Here is a 17,501-nt window from a genome sequence, read left to right as displayed (position 1 = left end):
GGAAGATGGTCCTGGAGAATAAGCCTTCGAGCTGCCCATTCAGCCGCCTATGCGGACATGGGAGTAAGCTGGCTTCGTGTCCCAGCGTTAATGGGCAAGTCGCAACGACTTACTGAGCCCCGATCTTGTGAAAGGCGGGGGAACCTGGGTGGTACCGCGTGAGTTCAGCTCTCGTCCCAAGATGGATGAGGGCTTTTTGTGTTATTTACAAAACCAAACAGGAGGAATATGAAATGTCCACTCAATCGAAAACATTTTACATCACTACGCCGATCTACTATCCCAGCGATAAGCTGCACATCGGCCATGCTTACTCAACGGTAGCCGGCGATGTCATGTCCCGTTACAAAAGGCTGCGCGGCTTCGATGTAATGTACTTGACCGGAACCGATGAGCATGGGCAAAAGATCGAGCGCAAAGCTCAGGAAAAAGGCACGACGCCACAGCAATTCGTGGACGGCATCGTGGCCGGAATTAAAGATCTTTGGGCGAAGCTGGACATCAGCTACAACGATTTCATTCGGACGACAGAAGACCGCCACAAAAATTCGGTGCAGAAGATATTCCAGCGCCTGCTGGATCAAGGCGACATTTATCTAGGCGAATATGAAGGCTGGTACTGTGTACCGGACGAAGCCTTTTTCCCGGAAAGCAAACTGGTTGACGGCAAATGTCCGGACTGCGGACGTCCCGTGGAGAAAATGAAGGAAGAGACGTACTTCTTCCGTATGAGCAAATATGTTGACCGTTTGGTCCAGTATTACGAGGAAAATCCAGAGTTCATTCAGCCGGAATCCCGTAAAAATGAAATGCTGAACAACTTCATCAAGCCGGGTCTGGAAGATTTGGCGGTTTCCCGCACGACGTTTGATTGGGGCATCAAAGTTCCTGGTGACGCTAAACATGTCATCTATGTGTGGATTGATGCGCTGTCCAACTATATTACGGCGCTTGGCTACGGTTCGGACGATGAGAGCACGTTCCGCAAATATTGGCCAGCCGATGTGCATTTGATGAGTAAAGAAATCGTCCGTTTCCATACGATTTATTGGCCGATCATGCTCATGGCGCTGGATCTGCCACTGCCGAAAAAAGTGTTCGCCCACGGCTGGCTGCTCATGAAGGACGGCAAAATGTCGAAGTCCAAAGGCAACGTCGTCGATCCTGTAACCCTGATCGACCGCTATGGACTTGACGCGCTGCGTTACTACTTGATGCGCGAAGTGCCGTTCGGCGCTGATGGTACGTTCACGCCGGAAAGCTTTGTCGAGCGGGTCAACCACGACCTCGCCAATGACCTCGGGAACTTGCTGAACCGGACGATCGTCATGATCGACAAGTATTTTGCCGGCAGCATTCCCGCTTATGTGCCGGGGGCTACCGAATTCGACGACAGTCTCTTGGAGACTGTCCGAGCTGCGGTAGCGAAGTACGAGGAAGCGATGGAGAAGATGGAATTCTCCATCGCCCTGTCGGCCGTGTGGCAGCTGATCAGCCGCACGAACAAATACATCGACGAGACACAGCCGTGGTCGATGGTGAAAGATGAAGCCAAGCGTGAAACTCTTGGCTCCGTGATGTATGTGCTGGCGGAGTCCCAGCGCATCTCGTCCGTGCTGCTGCGTCCGTTCCTGACGAAGACGCCGCAACTGATTTGGCAGCAGCTGGGCCTTGCTGCCGAAGATCTGCCGCGTTTGACCGAGTGGTCCAGCATGCAGGACTTCGGGCTGCTCCCTGCGGGGACGAAAGTCCAGAAGGGAGAGCCGATGTTCCCTCGCCTGGACGTCGCGGCGGAAGTCGCCTACATCGTCCAGGCGATGAGCGGCGGCGAAGCCGGCAGCGCCGCGAGTGCGGCAGCAGCGCCTGCTGAAGCTGCTGCAGTTGTGCCCGCGCCGGAGCCCAAAGACGAAATCGGCATCGACGATTTCGGTAAGGTGGAGCTGCGCGTGGCGCAAGTGATCGCAGCCGAGCCTGTGAAAGGCGCGGATAAGTTGTTGAAGCTGCAGCTCGACCTCGGCTACGAGCAGCGTCAAGTCGTCTCGGGCATCGCGAAGTTTTACTCGCCCGAGGAACTCAAAGGACGCAAAGTGATTTGCGTCACGAACTTGAAGCCCGCCAAGCTGCGCGGCGAGCTGTCGCAAGGTATGATCCTGGCCGCTTCGCACGGTGATCAATTAACGCTGGCGACGGTGCCGGACAGTATGCCGAATGGCGCTATCGTGAAATAACTGTAGACACCCCGATTCTCATAGAGATCGGGGTGTTTTTTTTATCGGATGAAGAAGTTGGATCGGCGTTTTTTCGCGATATTGGGGCAATCTAAGGACAAAGAACTCAACGGGGTGAAGCGCATGAGACTAATGGTGTTCCTTAAATGTGTGGGTATCGCCGGGCTAATCGTTCTTCTCACCGCCTGCGGCATGTTCGGTGGCGGCCAATCCGACAAAACGAAAGGGGCCGACCCAAACAAACAGAAAGCGCAGAGTACGGCGAAGCCAAGTATAATCGATCAGGAACTGCACAAGCAGTACAACATTTATAAAGAAATCATTCAATATCAGATTGAGCAGGATAAGAAGGCGATCAAGCAAACGGAGGAGCGGAATAAGAAAATGAAGGAGCAAAGCGAGAAGCAGTCCTCTCCTTCGCCTTCGCCTTCAGCTTCACCTTCACCGTCAGCATCGCCCAAAGCAAGCAGCAAACCTTCCTCCAAAAAGCAAGGAGGAGGCAAATCGGAATCTTAATCGTCTAGCCGCATCTCATAGTGACATCCTGCTAATCAAGCAGGATGATTTTCTTTTTTCTGGGCCTTTGCCAGCTAGCCTGTTCGACCCTCGTAATATCCGCCTATCTGTTGACATTTTGGAAGCCTAACTCGTATAATCAAGGTCGTTAATAAAAAAAATTACGATTTAGAAATGTGACGGTGAGACTAAAATGTTCAAAAAAGGATTCATTTATATAGGTTTACTAGCTATTTTCCTATTCGTTGTAACGGGTTGCGGAAGTGCGCCTGGCTCGAAAGCGGGGCTGATCGAGGGCAAAGTGAATGTCGTCACGAGCTTTTATCCGCTCTATGATTTTACCCGCAACATCGGCGGCGAATATGTGAACGTCATTAACTTGGTGCCAGCCGGCGTTGAGCCGCATGACTGGTCCCCTAAGAGCCGCGACATCAAGAATATGAACAATGCCCAAGTGTTTGTGTATCAAGGCGCAGGTTTTGAGGGTTGGGTCGGAGACTTTTTGCAGACCATTCCCAAGGATTCTTCCCTTAAGGTTGTGGAAGCTAGCCAAGGCAGCGATTTAATAAAGACATCGGATAGCAAAGAGGCTTATGATCCGCATGCTTGGCTCAGTCCGTTAAACGCTGTGAAAATGGCCAATAATATTAAAAATGCCCTGATTGCCGCAGATCCTGCGCATAAGGATGCTTTTGAGCAAAACTATCAGGCGTATGCTGCCAAATTGAAGGATTTGGACGTGCGTTACCGCACAGAGCTTGCCAAGACGTCGAAAAAAGAAATCGCCGTATCTCATCAAGCTTTTGCCTATATGTGCCGTGATTACGGGCTTACGCAATTAGCGATCATGGGGCTGTCTCCGGAAGCGGAGCCGACTGCGCAAGATTTGAAAAATATGAATCAGTACATTAAAGAGCATCAATTGAAATATATTTTCTTTGAAGAGCTGGTGTCCGATAAATTGGCCAAGACGCTTGCTAAGGATGCGAACGTTGACACGATGGTTTTGAACCCGTTGGAAGGCTTGACGGCTGAGCAGGAAAAGGCCGGAAAAGATTATATTTCAATTATGGACGATAATTTGAAAAATCTTGTGAAAGCCTTACAATAGCAGTAACAAGACTTTAGATATGATTTTACTCAAAACAGTTAGGAGTTTCGTAGATGGAGAATAGCAGCTTGCAATCTTGCCATCGCAGCATCGTTTCGATAGATAACGTTTCTTTTTCCTATGAGCATAAAAAAGTGATTGAGAACCTGCGCTTTGCTGCGCTGGAACGCGATTTTGTCGGCGTCATCGGCTCCAACGGAGCCGGCAAAACGACGCTGCTCAAAATGCTCGTCGGTCTGCTCAAGCCGACCGCAGGGGAAATTCGGCTGTTCGAGCAGCCGCTCAGCCAGTTCAAGGATTGGGAACGGATCGGCTACGTTCCGCAGAAAAATGCGTTTAACCCGTTATTCCCGGCAACGGTGCGAGAGATTGTGCAGTCGGGCTTGTACAGTAAGAAGCGGATTTACCGCAGGCTGTCCAAAGACGATCTGCAGAAGGCGGAAGATGCGATGATGGCGATGCGAATCGAGGATCTGGCCGACCGCAAGATCGGCCAGCTGTCGGGTGGCCAGCAGCAGCGCGCTTTTCTCGCCCGGGCGATAGTCAACAATCCGGAACTGCTCATTCTCGATGAGCCGACCGTCGGCATTGACGCCGAAACGCAAGCCGGCTTTTTCCGCATGATCCGTCATATGCACCAGCATCATCATATGACGTTCATCATGGTGTCCCACGATATGGATATGATGAAATCGTATCTCGGTTCTGAGCCGCAGCAGCAAAGCGGCGGCATTAAATTTCATGTTAAGCATACCCACGATCCCGAAGATTGCCGCGAGACGAATTTGACGCATTCGCTCGACCAGATTCGGGAGATGATCGGCGTTCAGTAGGAGGACACATTGGATATTTTCACGGAGTATTTTTTTCAGCGGGCTTTGATCGGCGGCTTGCTCATCGGACTTACAGCGCCTTTGATGGGCGTTTTTCTTGTCCTTCGGCGGTTGTCGATGATCGGCGACACGCTTGCCCATATCTCGATCGCCGGCGTCGCGCTCGGTTTTTTAATTAATGTTTACCCGTTGGGTGTAGGACTTATCTTTGCTTTGTTGGCTTCATTCGCCATCGAAAAGCTGCGCAAAGCCTATAAAACTTATGCCGAGCTTTCCATTGCCATCATCATGTCTGGCGGTGTCGCACTAGCAACTTTGCTGTTTACACTAGGCAAAGGGTTCAATATGAACGTCATGAGCTATTTATTTGGCAGCATATATACGTTGGATTCGACGGATTTATGGGTCGTTTTCGGGGTTAGCTTGCTAGTTATTGGCGTCATTGCTTTGCATTTTAAAGAATTTTTCCTCATGTTCTTTGATGAGGATGCGGCGAGTGTAAGCGGTCTTCCGCTGCGTTACTACAACATGATGATTACGATGCTAACTGCCCTCGTGATCTCCGTTGCGATCAAAATTGTCGGCGCGCTGCTCGTTTCCTCGCTGTTGACGATCCCGGTGGCGTGCAGCTTGCTCATTGCCCGCAGCTTTAAACATTCGGTGTTTCTGGCCGTGCTTTTCTCCGAAATTGCCGTTATCATAGGACTTATTTTGGCAGGAGTATGGGATTTGGCGCCCGGGGGAACGGTTGTTCTCACATTGATTGCGCTGCTTATTGGAATAATCATGAAAAGAGGTCTGAGAATCTGATATGGAAATCGGCTCCGTCAACTTATGGATCGCATTGTGGGCGGGAATTGCATCTTTTATTTCGCCCTGCTGTTTGCCATTATATCCGTCCTATCTTTCGTACATAACGGGCATTTCCGTCAGTGAGTTAAAATCCGGACAGTCGTCCGCTGACGTTCGCCGCCGGACGATGCTGCACACGTTAAGCTTTATCGTAGGTTTTTCGATTATTTTTTATGCGCTGGGCTTAACGGCCGGATTCGTAGGCAATATGTTCGTTGAATATCGCGATTTGCTGCGTCAAATCGCTGCTCTATTAATATTTATTATGGGCTTGTTCTTGCTTGGCATTTTTCAACCGCAATGGCTGATGAAAGAAAGAAAGCTGCAGATGAAGTTCAGACCTGCTGGCTATCTCGGTTCGATCCTGATCGGCATGGGCTTTGCCGCAGGCTGGTCGCCGTGCATCGGGCCGATTTTATCCGCTATTCTAGCACTGGCTACAACAGAACCAGGTACTTGGTTCCAACTGACAAGTGCGTATTCGCTAGGATTTGCCATTCCATTTTTTGTCCTCTCGTTTTTCATCGGATCGACGCGCTGGATTTTGCGTTATTCAAATGCTTTGATGAAAATAGGCGGGGGGCTCATGGTGCTAATCGCCATTCTGCTGTACACTGGAAAAATGACGCAGATTACGCTTTGGCTTAACACGATTACCCCCGACTGGTTGAAATTTTAAGATTTTAACACTTACGTAAAATATTCAATCTTCGCGTCAGGGAATTTATCAAAGATTTGTTCGGTGATAAATTCCCTTAATGCGTTAGCCTGATCGTCAGGGTAGACGTATTTGCCTTGCCCCCAACGTCCCCACTTATACTTGCGCTTCTCTTCGTCCATTTCGAGCTTCGTCTTGGGATACCGCTTCTGAATGACGTTTTTGGCCGTTTTGGTGAAACGGTGCTGAATCATTTCAAATGTCAAGTCTTGCACCGCCTCTTGCGGCAGCTGTTCATGCAGCTTTTCAAGCAATCGCGCATAGCCTTCTTCCCATCCTTCATGCCATATGATTGGGGCAATGATGAATCCAAGCGGATAGCCGGCTCGCGCTACTTTGCCAGCGGCTTCGATTCGCTCGTGGAAACGCGAAGTGCCGGGCTCGAAGTTTTTGATTACATAATCCGCATTGACACTAAAGCGGAAGCGGGTATGCTTGTTATGGTTCGCGTCTAACAGCGAATCGACATGATGAAACTTCGTGACGAACCGCAGCCTGCCTAGCGGCTGTTGTCCCATAAATTCAATCACCTGCTTCAAGGATCCGGATATATGCTCCAATCCAACGGGATCGGACGTACACGCAGCCTCAAAACGGGTGATTTCCGGGGCGCGTTCATCGATATATTTTTGCGCCGCGGCCAAGATATCGTCCATATTGACGTAGACACGGATGTAAGGTTTTGCGCCTAGCGTTGTTTGTAGATAGCAATAGTGGCAGTGGCCCATGCATCCTGTTGCGATCGGAATGGCGTATTCCGCCGAAGGCTTGGAAGTGTCAAACTTCAGCGTCTTGCGCAGCCCGACAACGAGGGTTTGCTTGGCGATGCGGTATTTCTCCAGCTCGGTGTCCCCAGGGAGATCGCGGATTTGGTTGTGCGAGGTTGTCATGTGAATTTCCAGCCCTTGCTGTTTGGCCCATTCGTAAATCTGCTGTCCTTTGGGATAATTCATGGCGTCCGGCTCAAAATATACAAGCTCCGGGACAAAAACCGCCGTATTCGGCACGGGCCGTGTCAGCAATTCCGTAGTCATGGCAATCTCCCTTTCGACTCGATTTAGTGGCTTAGTCTCGATAACTCTTAGTGTCCCAAGCGGACTTAACTTGAATCATGGGAGATTTGACCGCGTCTATGTTCATGCATTATGATAGTTTAAGCTATGGATCGGAAATCAACGAAAGCAGGGGGAAACATCGCAATGGCCACGCCAAGCATGGAAGACTATCTGGAGAGAATTTACAAACTCATTGACGAGAAAGGCTACGCTCGTGTCTCCGACATTGCCGAAGGGCTTGAGGTGCATCCCTCATCAGTTACGAAAATGATCCAAAAGCTGGATAAAGACAATTATCTGGTTTATGAAAAATACCGCGGCTTGATGCTTACATCCAAAGGGAAAAAGATGGGTAAGCGCTTAGTCGACCGCCATCAACTTCTCGAGGAGTTTCTTACCCTGATCGGCGTTCATGAAGACAACATATATAAGGATGTTGAAGGAATTGAGCATCATCTGAGCTGGGATTCCATCACATGTATTGAAACGTTACTGGAATACTTTCGCCGCGAGCCAGGCCGCATGGACGATCTTGCCCTGGTGCGGAAGGATTTGGATGCAGATAGCTAGAAAGGCTGTCCCTTTGGGGGATAGCCTTTTTTCTTGGTTTACGCGGACCAACAATCTCTCCATTACCGGCAAAACCGGACTACAGAGCTTGCCTCGCGCTGACCGCCATCGCGGATGGAGTCCGGTCTGCCGGCATCTTGAGCTGTAGTCCGGATTTGCCCAATTGCATAAGGGGGCACGCGCGTCGGGGATGCTGCAGTCCGGATTTGCCCAATTGCAGAGCACCTTTCTACGCGTTTGAGCGAAAAAGGTGCCTGTAGTTCGGCAAAACCGGACTACAGCGATCAAGTACGAGCTGCAGCCAGCTGCAATTGGGTTTTTCCGGACTACAGCAATCATCGTCACCTCAACCGAAACTGCGCCGCGACCCGTCAGATTTCTTGTCATAGATACAATCCCACCGTGCATATACCAAAGTGAGCCTACTGCCATGAAACGGGGCTTCTGAAGGAGGGAGTTCGATGATGGAAATCAATGGCGTGTTTGAAGGCGGAGGCGTGAAGGGCATTGCCTTGGCTGGCGGCGTGAGTGCAGCGATGAAGCGGGGGTACACATTCCACCAGGTAGCCGGTACAAGCTCCGGATCCATTGTAGCTGCGCTCCTAGCAGCGGGATACACGGGAGACGAGATGAAAGATTTAATCATCCGAATGCCGTTCAAATCGTTTTTGAAGCGCTCGCCGATCTACAATGCGAAAGTCATCGGACCCGCGGTGCGGCTGCTGATCAAAAAAGGGATGTACTCCGGCGAAGCGCTGGAGCAATGGATCTACGGCCATCTGCTGGCAAAAGGCATCCGCACCTTTGGCGACCTCAGGCCGAATCAGCTGCGAATCATCGCCTCGGACATCACACAGGGGAAGCTGCTGGTGCTGCCAGACGATATCGCGCAATACGGCATCGATCCCAGCCGGTTTTCGGTAGCCAAGGCTGTGCGGATGAGCACGAGCATCCCTTATTTTTTTGATCCCGTGATGATCCGGCAAAAAATAAAAAGCTCTGCCAATGCAGAGCCTTTTGCCAAACAATTCTATTATATCGTCGATGGAGGGCTGTTAAGCAACTTTCCGCTGTGGGTCTTCGATCGAGATGCGGATACGCAGCGGATTCCGGTGATCGGCTTTCAACTAGTTGGGAAGAGCGATCAGCAGATGCACCGGATTCACGGCCCGTTCTCAATGCTGGAAGCTTTATTCGGAACGATGCTGGATGCTCATGACGAGCGCTATATCGAACAGCACAACCGGTTCCGTACCGTGAAAATCCCAACACTCGGCGTCAAGAACATCCAATTTGATCTGTCCAAGGACACCAGCATCGATTTGTTCAATTCAGGATATCAAGCCACGGATCAATACTTTCATAAGTGGACGATGGCGACGTACGAGCAAAATTACGAGAAATATGTGCTCAGACGCCATAAAGACCAGCATGGTTAATCTTAATGATATTTCGGCATATCATCGGAATCGGAATCCGATGGGTTCGATCCGCCACCGTTAATAACACGGAACTTGGCGGTTTTTGTTTTCCCCTTTCGCGTCCTGCGGCTCATCCGCGCGTTCCATTTCCAACGGTTCGGCGGAAATTTATATAAGAGAAAGATGATGCCCAGCACGAGGATTGGGATGAATAAAGTTCGCAAGCTTACGATTAAACCAATCGCAATCAATACGCCAATAACGATTTCGACTGCTGAAAAACGTCTTCTCATGCCTGTCCCTCCATAATTCTTTTTTCCGCTTCGCGCATACGGTTGAAAGAGGCAATGGAGACCTCGACTTGGCTATCCTCCGGTTCCTTCGTAGTCAGCAGCTGCAGCCACAGTCCCGGATAACCGAGCACTCGCAGAACAGGTGTATCGCGCAGCGAATTGGTGAAGCGCAGCACTTCATAGGAAACGCCAATGACAACAGGGAGCAGCAGCAGGCGCTGTACAATGCGCTCCACGTAACCGTCATAATGCAGGAACGAGTAGATCACGACACCGACGATAACGGTAAAGACAATGAAACTGCTGCCGCAACGGTAGTGAAGCGTGTTGAATTTCTGCACATTGCTGACAGTGAGTTCCATGCCGGCTTCGTAGGCGCTAATGACTTTGTGCTCAGCCCCATGGTATTGGAACAAGCGTTTGATCATCGGGGTCAATGAGATAAAATAAATATATCCGACCAGCAGGATGATCTTAATAACGCCCTCTACAAGATTATGAAGAATTTGATTGCTAAATACATTGCCGAATAAAAACTGCTCTATAATCGCTGGCACCAGCGTAAAGACGAATTTGCCGAAAAGGAAGGAAATGACACCGACCACAGCAACGCCTAGAATCATGGAGACGTTGTTGAACAGGCCTGGTTTTTCTTCTTTCCGCGGAGCGTTCTGCTCCTCACCCTCTTGCTCGGCAAATGCCTCCGCCGAAAAATTCAGGTGCTGCGCGCCTTTGGCGCTGGATTCGATAATCCCGACGATGCCCCGGATAAAAGGAATTTTTTTGAGTGTTTGGACCCAAGGAATGACTTTTTTCGGCACCTCTAGATATTCTATGGAGCCGTCTTTTTTGCGCACAGCGGTAACGTGCACATTCTTTCCTGCGAACATGACGCCTTCGATGACGGCTTGTCCTCCGTAAATACTGTTTTGTTCTGCCATAGGTCCACCTTCTTTAATCTATACTTGATTTAGGTACTATCTACTTATTGTAACGGATTCGCGGTTTGAATGCTACAGATGAAGGTAGAACATACTATTCCTGTTCAGGAAATGACGGACAGCGTATACAGAGAAAGGAATGGAAGAGGCATGAGTGACACGCAGGCAAGCAAGATGAAAACAAACCGATGGTTATTTGCGCTTTATATTGGTTTTTTTGCCGGATTTATATGGGGGGCTCTGAAAATTGTCGAGCAATACTTCAAATTCACGAAAATTACGATCGGATTTTTAGTTGAACCGTTTTTTCGCCATGATTTTCTGCTCACTTGGCAGGGGATGCTGATGGGCTGGGGCTTTTTCACGCTATTTTCGATTGTGGCGGCATTCCTTTATATGGTTATGCTTTGGAAGCAGGACGGGCCCTGGTGGGGGATTGCGTACGGGTTCGTCTGGTGGTGTGTCTTATATTTGCTGATCGGACCGATCACCGGGATGGTGTTCTGGATTAAAGATCAGGATTTGAATTCCATCTTGAGTGATTTTTGCCTTTTCCTGGTGTGGGGCATGTTCATCGGATATTCCATTACGGTTGAATATAATGATGAAAGAGAAAGAGAGCCTATACACAAGACATGAAAGTTATGGTAAAATACTTAAGTTCAAAAGCTTAAACCATTTGCTGAAGCTAGGAGGGTTCTCTTGAAAAAGGTCCTAGTTATTAATGGTCCGAACTTAAATATGCTCGGCGTAAGGGAGCCAGGCATTTATGGAAAGGACTCACTTCCTGCCATTCTTGAAGGTCTTGAACAGCTTGCCGCGGAACTGTCGATTGAACTCGAAGCTTATCAATCCAATCATGAGGGCGATATCATCGACAAAATTCATGAGGCTTACGGCACCAAAGACGGCATCCTGATTAACCCCGGCGCCTTCACGCATTACAGCTACGCGATTCGCGACGCGCTGTCGACCGTGCAACTGCCCGCTGTGGAGGTTCATCTGTCGAATATTCACAAGCGTGAAGAGTTCCGTCACACTTCGGTTACCGCTCCTGTCGTGATCGGGCAAATATGCGGGTTCGGAGCCGCAGGCTATGGGCTCGGATTACGAGCGCTACTACCCCACTTGTAAGAAAGATTGGTGATAATGGATGCAGGAGAAACGCATTGAACGTCTAAGAACAGTCATGCAGCAGCAAGATTTGCCAGCACTGCTCATCACGAATGCTTATAACCGTACATATGTATCGGGCTTCACAGGATCATCCGGCTATATTCTTATCACATGGGATCGGGCGTTGCTGCTGACCGATTTCCGGTATATGACGCAAGCGCCGCAGCAGGCGAGATTGTTCGAAGTTGTGGAACATAAGCCGAAGGCGATTGAAACGGTCAAGGACTTACTGCAGCAGCAAGGCATTAAAAAAGTCGGCTTTGAACAAGCAGACGTTACTTACGGCGACTACGTGAACTTTCAAGCTGGTCTTGAAGGCATCGAGCTGGTGCCGACCAGCCGCATCGTTGAGCAGATCCGGATCGTCAAAGACGAAGCCGAGCTGCAGGTGATGCAGGAAGCGGCGGATTTGGCGGATCAAACGTTCTCGCACATTTTGTCCTTCCTGAAGCCAGGTGCAGTTGAGAAAGAGATCGCGCTTGAAATCGAGATGTTCATCCGCAAAAACGGCGGCACTTCGACCAGCTTCGAAACGATCGTCGCTTCCGGCGAGCGCTCCGCGCTGCCGCACGGCAAAGCCAGCGATCGTGTATTGCAAGGCAACGAATTTGTCAAACTAGATTTTGGAGCGTATTATAAAGGATACTGCTCTGACATCACCCGTACCGTTATGCTCGGCAAGCCAACGGACAAGCATAGAGAAATCTATGACATTGTGCTAGAAGCGCAATTGAATTGCTTGGCGAACTTGAAACCGGGCATCACAGGCCGTGAAGGCGACGCGTTCGCGCGGGACGTCATCATCAAGCACGGCTATGGCGATTTCTTCGGCCATGGTACAGGACACGGATTGGGCATGGAGGTTCATGAATCTCCGCGATTGTCCAAGACGGAAGATATGATTTTAACTCCCGGTATGGTCGTAACCGTCGAGCCTGGCATCTATCTCCCTGGTTTCGGGGGAGTACGGATTGAGGACGATGTCGTAATTACCGACACCGGCATTAAAATACTTACACATTCAACGAAAGATTTTCTCATTATTGATTAGCGGAGGGCTCTACGCATGATTTCAGTTAACGATTTTAAAACAGGACTTACCATCGAAGTAGAAGGCGATTTGTTCACTGTTCAGGATTTCCAACACGTGAAACCAGGTAAAGGCGCGGCATTCGTTCGCTCCAAATTGAAAAACCTGCGCAACGGCAACACCGTTGAGCGTACATTCCGTGCAGGCGAGAACGTGGGCCGCGCGCACATCGACAACCGTGAAATGCAGTACCTGTATGCCAGCGGCAGCGAGCATACGTTCATGGATACAGAAACTTTTGACCAAATCAGCTTGGAGCAGGATCAATTGAAATGGGAATTGAACTTCTTGATTGAGAACATGATGATCAAAATCATGAGCTACCAAGGTGAAATTCTCGGTATTAACCTGCCTAAGAGCGTTGAGTTGAAAGTTGCTGAAACCGAGCCGGGCATTAAAGGGAACACGGCGCAAGGTGCAACGAAGAACGCTAAGCTCGAAACAGGCCTTAACGTGCAAGTGCCATTGTTCATCAACGAAGGCGATGTGCTGCTGATTGATACGGATGACGGCAAATACATCTCCCGTGCTTAATGAAGCTCGGGTGTGAATGGCAAACAGACCAGAACTGATCTTTCAGTTTTGGTCTGTTTTTTGTTAAAATCCCTGATTCCGATGAATGAGCGGGGTTTTTGCGGAAATCGTTCGGAATTATCTACACAATTCGCTGTTTTATGCTATAATACGGAAATGTTAAGCAATAGTATGCGTTAGGAGTGAGTCAGCTATGTCTCTAATCGTCATGAAATTTGGCGGCAGCTCTGTCGGTGATGCGGAGCGAATGAAACGTGTAGCAAGAAGGATCGTGGAACGAAAGCAAGCCGGGCATAGCTGCGTGGTGGTCGTTTCGGCGATGGGGGATACAACCGATGAATTGATTGACCTGTCCAAGCAAATTTACGACGGAGCCCCTCCGGCCCGCGAGATGGATATGCTGTTAACGACAGGAGAGCAAGTGTCCGTTGCCCTCTTATCGATGGCGATACATAGTTTAGGTGAAAAAGCGGTGTCTTACACCGGCTGGCAAAGCGGTATTTTCACCGAGGAGCTGCACGGGAAAGCGAGAATTACAGATATCCAGCCGCATCGTGTGCTGAATGCAATTGAGCAGGGCAATGTTGTCATCGTTGCCGGTTTCCAAGGGATGACGGAGTCCGGGGAGATCACGACACTGGGGCGAGGCGGTTCCGACACGACGGCAGTCGCCCTGGCGGCAGCAATTAAAGCGGATCTTTGCGAGATCTACACGGATGTCGACGGCGTCTATTCGACAGACCCGCGGATCGTGAAGGTAGCGCGTAAGCTGAATGAAATTTCCTATGATGAAATGCTGGAATTGGCGAATCTCGGAGCAGCCGTCCTGCATCCAAGAGCGGTGGAATACGCTAAGAACTACAACGTAACCCTCGTGGTTCGTTCCAGCTTTACGAATAATGAAGGTACCAATGTGAAGGAGGAAGCAGTCATGGAGCAAGGAATCGTCGTACGCGGCATCGCTTATGATAAAAATGTGGCAAGAATAAGTATTCTAGGTGTTCCTGAGAAACCAGGACAGCTTGCGAAAGTGTTTACCTCTCTCGCCGATGTACAAATCGACGTAGATATTATCGTACAGAGCGGTGTGACGAACGGATCGGCTGATTTCTCCTTCACGACGACTTTGGAAGATAAAGCCAAAGCGCTGGATGTGCTGGAGCAGCTGCGCGGCGAAGTGGGCTTCCGCGAAGTGACTTCGGAAGTAAACCTTGTGAAAGTATCCATCGTCGGTGCAGGCATGGTCAGCACACCGGGCGTTGCGGCTACCATGTTTAAAGTGATTTCCGACTTGGGCATTACCATTTCCATGGTTAGCACATCGGAAATCAAGGTTTCCTGTGTCATTGACGGCACACACTTGCAGGATGTCATCCGCGCCCTTCATACGGCTTATGGCTTGGACACAACAAGCCAAGTGTTCGTCGGCGGACCGCAAGACCGCAGATAAGATCAGCTATTTGAACTTATCCGCCAAGAAGTAAGCGATCTTTAAGAGAAATGCCGTAATTCCCGCAGCCATTAACGGTCCGACAGGAATGCCGCGCATGAAGATAATGCCGAATATAGAACCAAGAACAAGACCCACAATTAATTGTGGGTCTATTTTTAATAATTCAAGCCCTTTGCCATTCATGTATGTCGCGATGGCACCGCCAATCAACGCAATGATGCCCGGCCAGGTTGTGAAGACACTGGCGATGTCTTTGTACGAAATACGCTCGCTTGCGAACGGGACAAGCACGCCCATCGTTAAGAAGAGCAGACCAAGCTCTAAGCCTCTTCGTTCGACAGTCGGCAAGTAGCGGTCCAAGCCAATTAACTTGAAAACAAGTAAAACACAGGCCGCCGTCGTAATGATCGGCGAACGGCCAACAAGCCCGATAATAATGAGAATGACTAATAAAATATCCCCGTTCATGCCAAAACCCCTTGTCTCATATTCGTCAATCTTAGTCTATGAGGGGGGCTTGTTTTTAGAACGGAAGCAGCACCATCTGCTCCCGATCCAGCACAGGCACATGCGGGAGGATATTCACCTTGGCGCAGTAGGCGAGGTCTTCCTGAAAGCCAAGCTTGCAAAGCCTTTTCCCGTTCGCGCAAGCTTGCAGCACATCCAGCATGTTGTCTTTCGCATGCAGGTAGCAGTTCCACATCGCCAGACCGAAATCGTTGACCGTTATTTGCTTGCTGCCGATGAGGCCAGCAATCTCGCTGGTAATGAGCCCCGCACAGAGCCCATCCTCTAAAGAAAAAACATCCTGCGTGCCCGCACATAAAATGATGACATCGCGCTTGAAATCAATGGCTGCCTTCGCACAGGCGCTGCCGTTAATTAAAGCGCCGGCCAACACTTTCTCGCCTCTAACTGCCTTTTGAATCCCGCGCGTACCGTTGGTCGTCGTCAGGATCACACGCTTGCCTTGCACGGCGCTTGGCGAGTACTCCACCGGCGAATTGCCCAGATCAAAGCCGGGGATTTTCTTGCAGAACCGCTCGCCGCCCAGCAAATCTCCGGGCTTTTGCATGTCTTTGGCTTGCAGCACGGTCTCGACCGGGACGACCGAGGTGCAGCCGTTCCCAAGCGCGGCGATCATCGTGCTGGTCGCGCGGAAGACATCGATGACGATAACGGTTTTGTGAAGGAATTCATCCGTTCGGGCTTCGCCGATATTGGGAATGACATCGATTTGCATGACTTTTATTCCTCTCTGGTACCGAAGAATAGCGTGTCGGAGCGGAGACCTCTGCGTAAAGCTTCCAAAGAGATGATGTCCTGGGTGGAAATATTACCCAGATGAACATCCGGCCCCAGTGTTTGAAGCAGATGGACCTGCTGGTTTTTCAGCGGCGCTTCCCACAGCAGCAGCTGCTGACTTGGTATAGCGCATAACACTTGCTGCAGCTCTTCATCCTTACAATTCCCCAGCGCATCGAAAATGCCGACGCCCATCCCGGATTCCCGGGCTTCAATCGTGACAAGCTCAGCACCGAATTGGGCATCGAGTGTGACGGTCTCGATCAGCTCTTCAAGCTCGATGGAGGACCCCCACCCTTTTTTGCCATATTCCGTAATGACTTGCAGTCCCTCTTCTACGCCTCGCAGAATCAGCTCGTTCCGCAATTTCCGATTGACCTCAATTGTGCCGTCCGATACTTCAAGCCCTGTATAGCCAAGCGCCAAAATCATCTCGAAAAAAGATGGAATCGCCTGCTTGGCAATCGCTACTTCCAGAAACGTTCCACCTGGGTAAACGCATATGCCTTTGGCTTTCGCCATCTCGATTTTGGTGCGCAGAAGCTCAAGCGGATACAGCGGTGAGGTGCCGAAGCCCATTTTGATCATATCCAAATGGTCGCCGGAAGTCGCTAGCAAATCTTCAAAGGCATGCAAGCCCAAACCTTTATCGATTACCATCGTTTTTCCAAGTGTTCTGGGTTTGCTCTGCCTTCGCCCCGTGGGATCGGCCAGAATCGGGTTCCATTTCAGATGAGAGGTCACTTCCATCGGTAAATCTCCTCACTATCCCTCTAAGGTTTAATTTCTGTGTCATCATATGCACCTGGAATTAGGGAGGTGCCCATCTTGGCGGCGAAAAACGCAATAACGTGCCTAAATGGAGACGAGCTCGCATAAGGTAGGTTAGAAGGATTGCCCTGCGTTGAGCCCGCTAACTGCTGCAATTGAGAGCTGTTGTGAATGGAAATCGACCTCCGGCTACCGTTGTAAAGCTGTTCCTTATTGGTAACCAGCTGTGGTTGGACAGAACAGGTTTACAAAAGTACGCCTCCACTCAATTTCAGTTCCCTCCGCGGAGGAGCGTTGGCGGGCTTCGAAAAGTTCAATCCATTTTAAGGAGGGGAGTAGTTAACATGATCAACAAAATCGTGCTGAGCATGGCCTCGCTCCGCATGCTGTCCGGAAGCATCGAGATTATTGCGGCTATCCTGATGCTGCGGCTGGCGACGATAGAGAAGGCGCTGCTGGTGAACACGACGCTGGCTCTAGTAGGACCTCTAGTACTTCTAACGACGACTACGATCGGTCTAGTAGGCATCGCGGAGAAACTATCATTTGGCAAAATGATATGGATTTTGGCAGGGGTGAGCTGTATTTTTATCGGAATCTTAAAAAAGTAATCGGTCATATTTCTTTCTAATAG

The 17,501-nt window shown here is 50.0% G+C and carries 20 protein-coding genes; 14 read left to right on the top strand and 6 right to left on the bottom strand.

The window, feature by feature from the left end; all coding sequences use genetic code 11:
- Positions 1 to 233: 233 nt before the first annotated feature.
- The 6 genes from metG (at position 234) to O9139_RS32185 (ending at position 6,219) form a co-directional block, all read left to right on the top strand.
- Positions 234 to 2,228, top strand: coding sequence for a methionine--tRNA ligase (gene metG, locus O9139_RS32210; protein WP_270885838.1), 1,995 nt, complete (start codon positions 234 to 236; stop codon positions 2,226 to 2,228).
- Positions 2,229 to 2,276: 48 nt separating this feature from the next.
- Positions 2,277 to 2,744 (top strand): hypothetical protein, encoded by a 468-nt coding sequence (locus O9139_RS32205; protein WP_270885837.1) that lies wholly within the window; start codon positions 2,277 to 2,279, stop codon positions 2,742 to 2,744.
- A 193-nt stretch (positions 2,745 to 2,937) separates the two neighbouring features.
- Entirely contained in the window at positions 2,938 to 3,855 is a 918-nt protein-coding gene (locus O9139_RS32200; protein ID WP_270885836.1) for a metal ABC transporter substrate-binding protein, read from the top strand.
- A gap of 53 nt (positions 3,856 to 3,908) precedes the next feature.
- Complete coding sequence (locus O9139_RS32195) at positions 3,909 to 4,688, top strand: metal ABC transporter ATP-binding protein (RefSeq protein WP_270885835.1); 780 nt, start codon at positions 3,909 to 3,911, stop codon at positions 4,686 to 4,688.
- 9 nt (positions 4,689 to 4,697) lie between these two features.
- Positions 4,698 to 5,498 carry a metal ABC transporter permease gene (locus tag O9139_RS32190; protein ID WP_270885834.1) on the top strand — a complete coding sequence of 267 codons (801 nt, stop codon included), beginning with the start codon at positions 4,698 to 4,700 and terminating at the stop codon, positions 5,496 to 5,498.
- A 1-nt stretch (position 5,499) separates the two neighbouring features.
- Entirely contained in the window at positions 5,500 to 6,219 is a 720-nt protein-coding gene (locus tag O9139_RS32185; protein ID WP_270885833.1) for a cytochrome c biogenesis CcdA family protein, read from the top strand.
- A gap of 11 nt (positions 6,220 to 6,230) precedes the next feature.
- Here O9139_RS32185 and splB read toward each other — a convergent pair whose 3' ends face one another.
- A complete protein-coding gene (splB, locus tag O9139_RS32180) occupies positions 6,231 to 7,292 on the bottom strand; it encodes a spore photoproduct lyase (RefSeq protein ID WP_270885832.1) in 1,062 nt (353 codons plus the stop codon).
- A 165-nt stretch (positions 7,293 to 7,457) separates the two neighbouring features.
- Between splB and mntR the strand changes: the two genes are divergently transcribed.
- Together mntR and O9139_RS32170 are read left to right on the top strand one after the other, a co-directional pair.
- Entirely contained in the window at positions 7,458 to 7,883 is a 426-nt protein-coding gene (gene mntR / locus O9139_RS32175) for a transcriptional regulator MntR (RefSeq protein WP_270885831.1), read from the top strand.
- A gap of 464 nt (positions 7,884 to 8,347) precedes the next feature.
- Entirely contained in the window at positions 8,348 to 9,322 is a 975-nt protein-coding gene (locus O9139_RS32170) for a patatin-like phospholipase family protein (RefSeq protein WP_270886018.1), read from the top strand.
- Between the two features lie 2 nt (positions 9,323 to 9,324).
- Here the strand turns inward: O9139_RS32170 and O9139_RS32165 are convergent, their stop codons facing one another.
- Together O9139_RS32165 and O9139_RS32160 are read right to left on the bottom strand one after the other, a co-directional pair.
- Positions 9,325 to 9,597, bottom strand: a complete 273-nt coding sequence (locus O9139_RS32165) for a hypothetical protein (RefSeq protein ID WP_270885830.1) — start codon at positions 9,595 to 9,597, stop codon at positions 9,325 to 9,327.
- Positions 9,594 to 10,538, bottom strand: coding sequence for a DUF1385 domain-containing protein (locus O9139_RS32160; protein ID WP_270885829.1), 945 nt, complete (start codon positions 10,536 to 10,538; stop codon positions 9,594 to 9,596). Before O9139_RS32160 ends, O9139_RS32165 begins: the two co-directional genes overlap by 4 nt.
- Before the next feature lie 150 nt (positions 10,539 to 10,688).
- Between O9139_RS32160 and O9139_RS32155 the strand changes: the two genes are divergently transcribed.
- The 5 genes from O9139_RS32155 to O9139_RS32135 all read left to right on the top strand — a co-directional run bounded on the left by O9139_RS32155 (position 10,689) and on the right by O9139_RS32135 (position 14,788).
- Positions 10,689 to 11,177, top strand: a complete 489-nt coding sequence (locus O9139_RS32155) for a YqhR family membrane protein (protein ID WP_270885828.1) — start codon at positions 10,689 to 10,691, stop codon at positions 11,175 to 11,177.
- Between the two features lie 63 nt (positions 11,178 to 11,240).
- Positions 11,241 to 11,672 carry a type II 3-dehydroquinate dehydratase gene (aroQ, locus tag O9139_RS32150; RefSeq protein WP_270885827.1) on the top strand — a complete coding sequence of 144 codons (432 nt, stop codon included), beginning with the start codon at positions 11,241 to 11,243 and terminating at the stop codon, positions 11,670 to 11,672.
- Between the two features lie 19 nt (positions 11,673 to 11,691).
- Positions 11,692 to 12,765, top strand: a complete 1,074-nt coding sequence (locus O9139_RS32145; protein WP_270885826.1) for a M24 family metallopeptidase — start codon at positions 11,692 to 11,694, stop codon at positions 12,763 to 12,765.
- Positions 12,766 to 12,780: 15 nt separating this feature from the next.
- Complete coding sequence (gene efp / locus O9139_RS32140; protein ID WP_270885825.1) at positions 12,781 to 13,338, top strand: elongation factor P; 558 nt, start codon at positions 12,781 to 12,783, stop codon at positions 13,336 to 13,338.
- Positions 13,339 to 13,531: 193 nt separating this feature from the next.
- Positions 13,532 to 14,788, top strand: coding sequence for an aspartate kinase (locus tag O9139_RS32135; RefSeq protein WP_270885824.1), 1,257 nt, complete (start codon positions 13,532 to 13,534; stop codon positions 14,786 to 14,788).
- Positions 14,789 to 14,794: 6 nt separating this feature from the next.
- Here O9139_RS32135 and O9139_RS32130 read toward each other — a convergent pair whose 3' ends face one another.
- From O9139_RS32130 to comA, 3 genes are read right to left on the bottom strand one after another with little or no spacing between them, the layout of a single operon-like run.
- On the bottom strand, positions 14,795 to 15,259 hold the full coding sequence (locus O9139_RS32130; protein WP_270885823.1) for a DUF441 domain-containing protein: 465 nt from the start codon (positions 15,257 to 15,259) through the stop codon (positions 14,795 to 14,797).
- A gap of 55 nt (positions 15,260 to 15,314) precedes the next feature.
- The gene (locus O9139_RS32125) at positions 15,315 to 16,034 is read right to left on the bottom strand and encodes a 2-phosphosulfolactate phosphatase (protein ID WP_270885822.1); all 720 of its coding nucleotides are present in this window, start codon (positions 16,032 to 16,034) and stop codon (positions 15,315 to 15,317) included.
- Positions 16,035 to 16,039: 5 nt separating this feature from the next.
- The gene (gene comA, locus O9139_RS32120; RefSeq protein ID WP_270885821.1) at positions 16,040 to 16,846 is read right to left on the bottom strand and encodes a phosphosulfolactate synthase; all 807 of its coding nucleotides are present in this window, start codon (positions 16,844 to 16,846) and stop codon (positions 16,040 to 16,042) included.
- 365 nt (positions 16,847 to 17,211) lie between these two features.
- Between comA and O9139_RS32115 the strand changes: the two genes are divergently transcribed.
- Complete coding sequence (locus O9139_RS32115) at positions 17,212 to 17,478, top strand: YqhV family protein (protein WP_270885820.1); 267 nt, start codon at positions 17,212 to 17,214, stop codon at positions 17,476 to 17,478.
- The last annotated feature ends 23 nt before the right edge of the window (positions 17,479 to 17,501 follow it).

The sequence above is a fragment of the Paenibacillus aestuarii genome (assembly GCF_027789125.1).
Lineage (GTDB): Bacteria > Bacillota > Bacilli > Paenibacillales > NBRC-103111 > Paenibacillus_E > Paenibacillus_E aestuarii.
This window is presented reverse-complemented; position numbering and strand designations above follow the sequence as displayed.

What these genes read in the sequence shown, in the direction of transcription:
- O9139_RS32170 (WP_270886018.1), top strand. Translation starts at nt 8,348, where the DNA reads ATGGAAATCAATGGCGTGTTTGAAGGCGGAGGCGTGAAGGGCATTGCC.
- splB (WP_270885832.1), bottom strand. Translation starts at nt 7,292, where the DNA reads ATGACTACGGAATTGCTGACACGGCCCGTGCCGAATACGGCGGTTTTT.
- O9139_RS32115 (WP_270885820.1), top strand. Translation starts at nt 17,212, where the DNA reads ATGATCAACAAAATCGTGCTGAGCATGGCCTCGCTCCGCATGCTGTCC.
- O9139_RS32125 (WP_270885822.1), bottom strand. Translation starts at nt 16,034, where the DNA reads ATGCAAATCGATGTCATTCCCAATATCGGCGAAGCCCGAACGGATGAA.
- O9139_RS32185 (WP_270885833.1), top strand. Translation starts at nt 5,500, where the DNA reads ATGGAAATCGGCTCCGTCAACTTATGGATCGCATTGTGGGCGGGAATT.
- comA (WP_270885821.1), bottom strand. Translation starts at nt 16,846, where the DNA reads ATGGAAGTGACCTCTCATCTGAAATGGAACCCGATTCTGGCCGATCCC.
- O9139_RS32200 (WP_270885836.1), top strand. Translation starts at nt 2,938, where the DNA reads ATGTTCAAAAAAGGATTCATTTATATAGGTTTACTAGCTATTTTCCTA.
- O9139_RS32145 (WP_270885826.1), top strand. Translation starts at nt 11,692, where the DNA reads ATGCAGGAGAAACGCATTGAACGTCTAAGAACAGTCATGCAGCAGCAA.
- O9139_RS32130 (WP_270885823.1), bottom strand. Translation starts at nt 15,259, where the DNA reads ATGAACGGGGATATTTTATTAGTCATTCTCATTATTATCGGGCTTGTT.
- O9139_RS32160 (WP_270885829.1), bottom strand. Translation starts at nt 10,538, where the DNA reads ATGGCAGAACAAAACAGTATTTACGGAGGACAAGCCGTCATCGAAGGC.
- mntR (WP_270885831.1), top strand. Translation starts at nt 7,458, where the DNA reads ATGGCCACGCCAAGCATGGAAGACTATCTGGAGAGAATTTACAAACTC.
- metG (WP_270885838.1), top strand. Translation starts at nt 234, where the DNA reads ATGTCCACTCAATCGAAAACATTTTACATCACTACGCCGATCTACTAT.
- O9139_RS32195 (WP_270885835.1), top strand. Translation starts at nt 3,909, where the DNA reads ATGGAGAATAGCAGCTTGCAATCTTGCCATCGCAGCATCGTTTCGATA.
- O9139_RS32205 (WP_270885837.1), top strand. Translation starts at nt 2,277, where the DNA reads ATGAAGAAGTTGGATCGGCGTTTTTTCGCGATATTGGGGCAATCTAAG.
- O9139_RS32135 (WP_270885824.1), top strand. Translation starts at nt 13,532, where the DNA reads ATGTCTCTAATCGTCATGAAATTTGGCGGCAGCTCTGTCGGTGATGCG.
- O9139_RS32165 (WP_270885830.1), bottom strand. Translation starts at nt 9,597, where the DNA reads ATGAGAAGACGTTTTTCAGCAGTCGAAATCGTTATTGGCGTATTGATT.
- O9139_RS32155 (WP_270885828.1), top strand. Translation starts at nt 10,689, where the DNA reads ATGAGTGACACGCAGGCAAGCAAGATGAAAACAAACCGATGGTTATTT.
- efp (WP_270885825.1), top strand. Translation starts at nt 12,781, where the DNA reads ATGATTTCAGTTAACGATTTTAAAACAGGACTTACCATCGAAGTAGAA.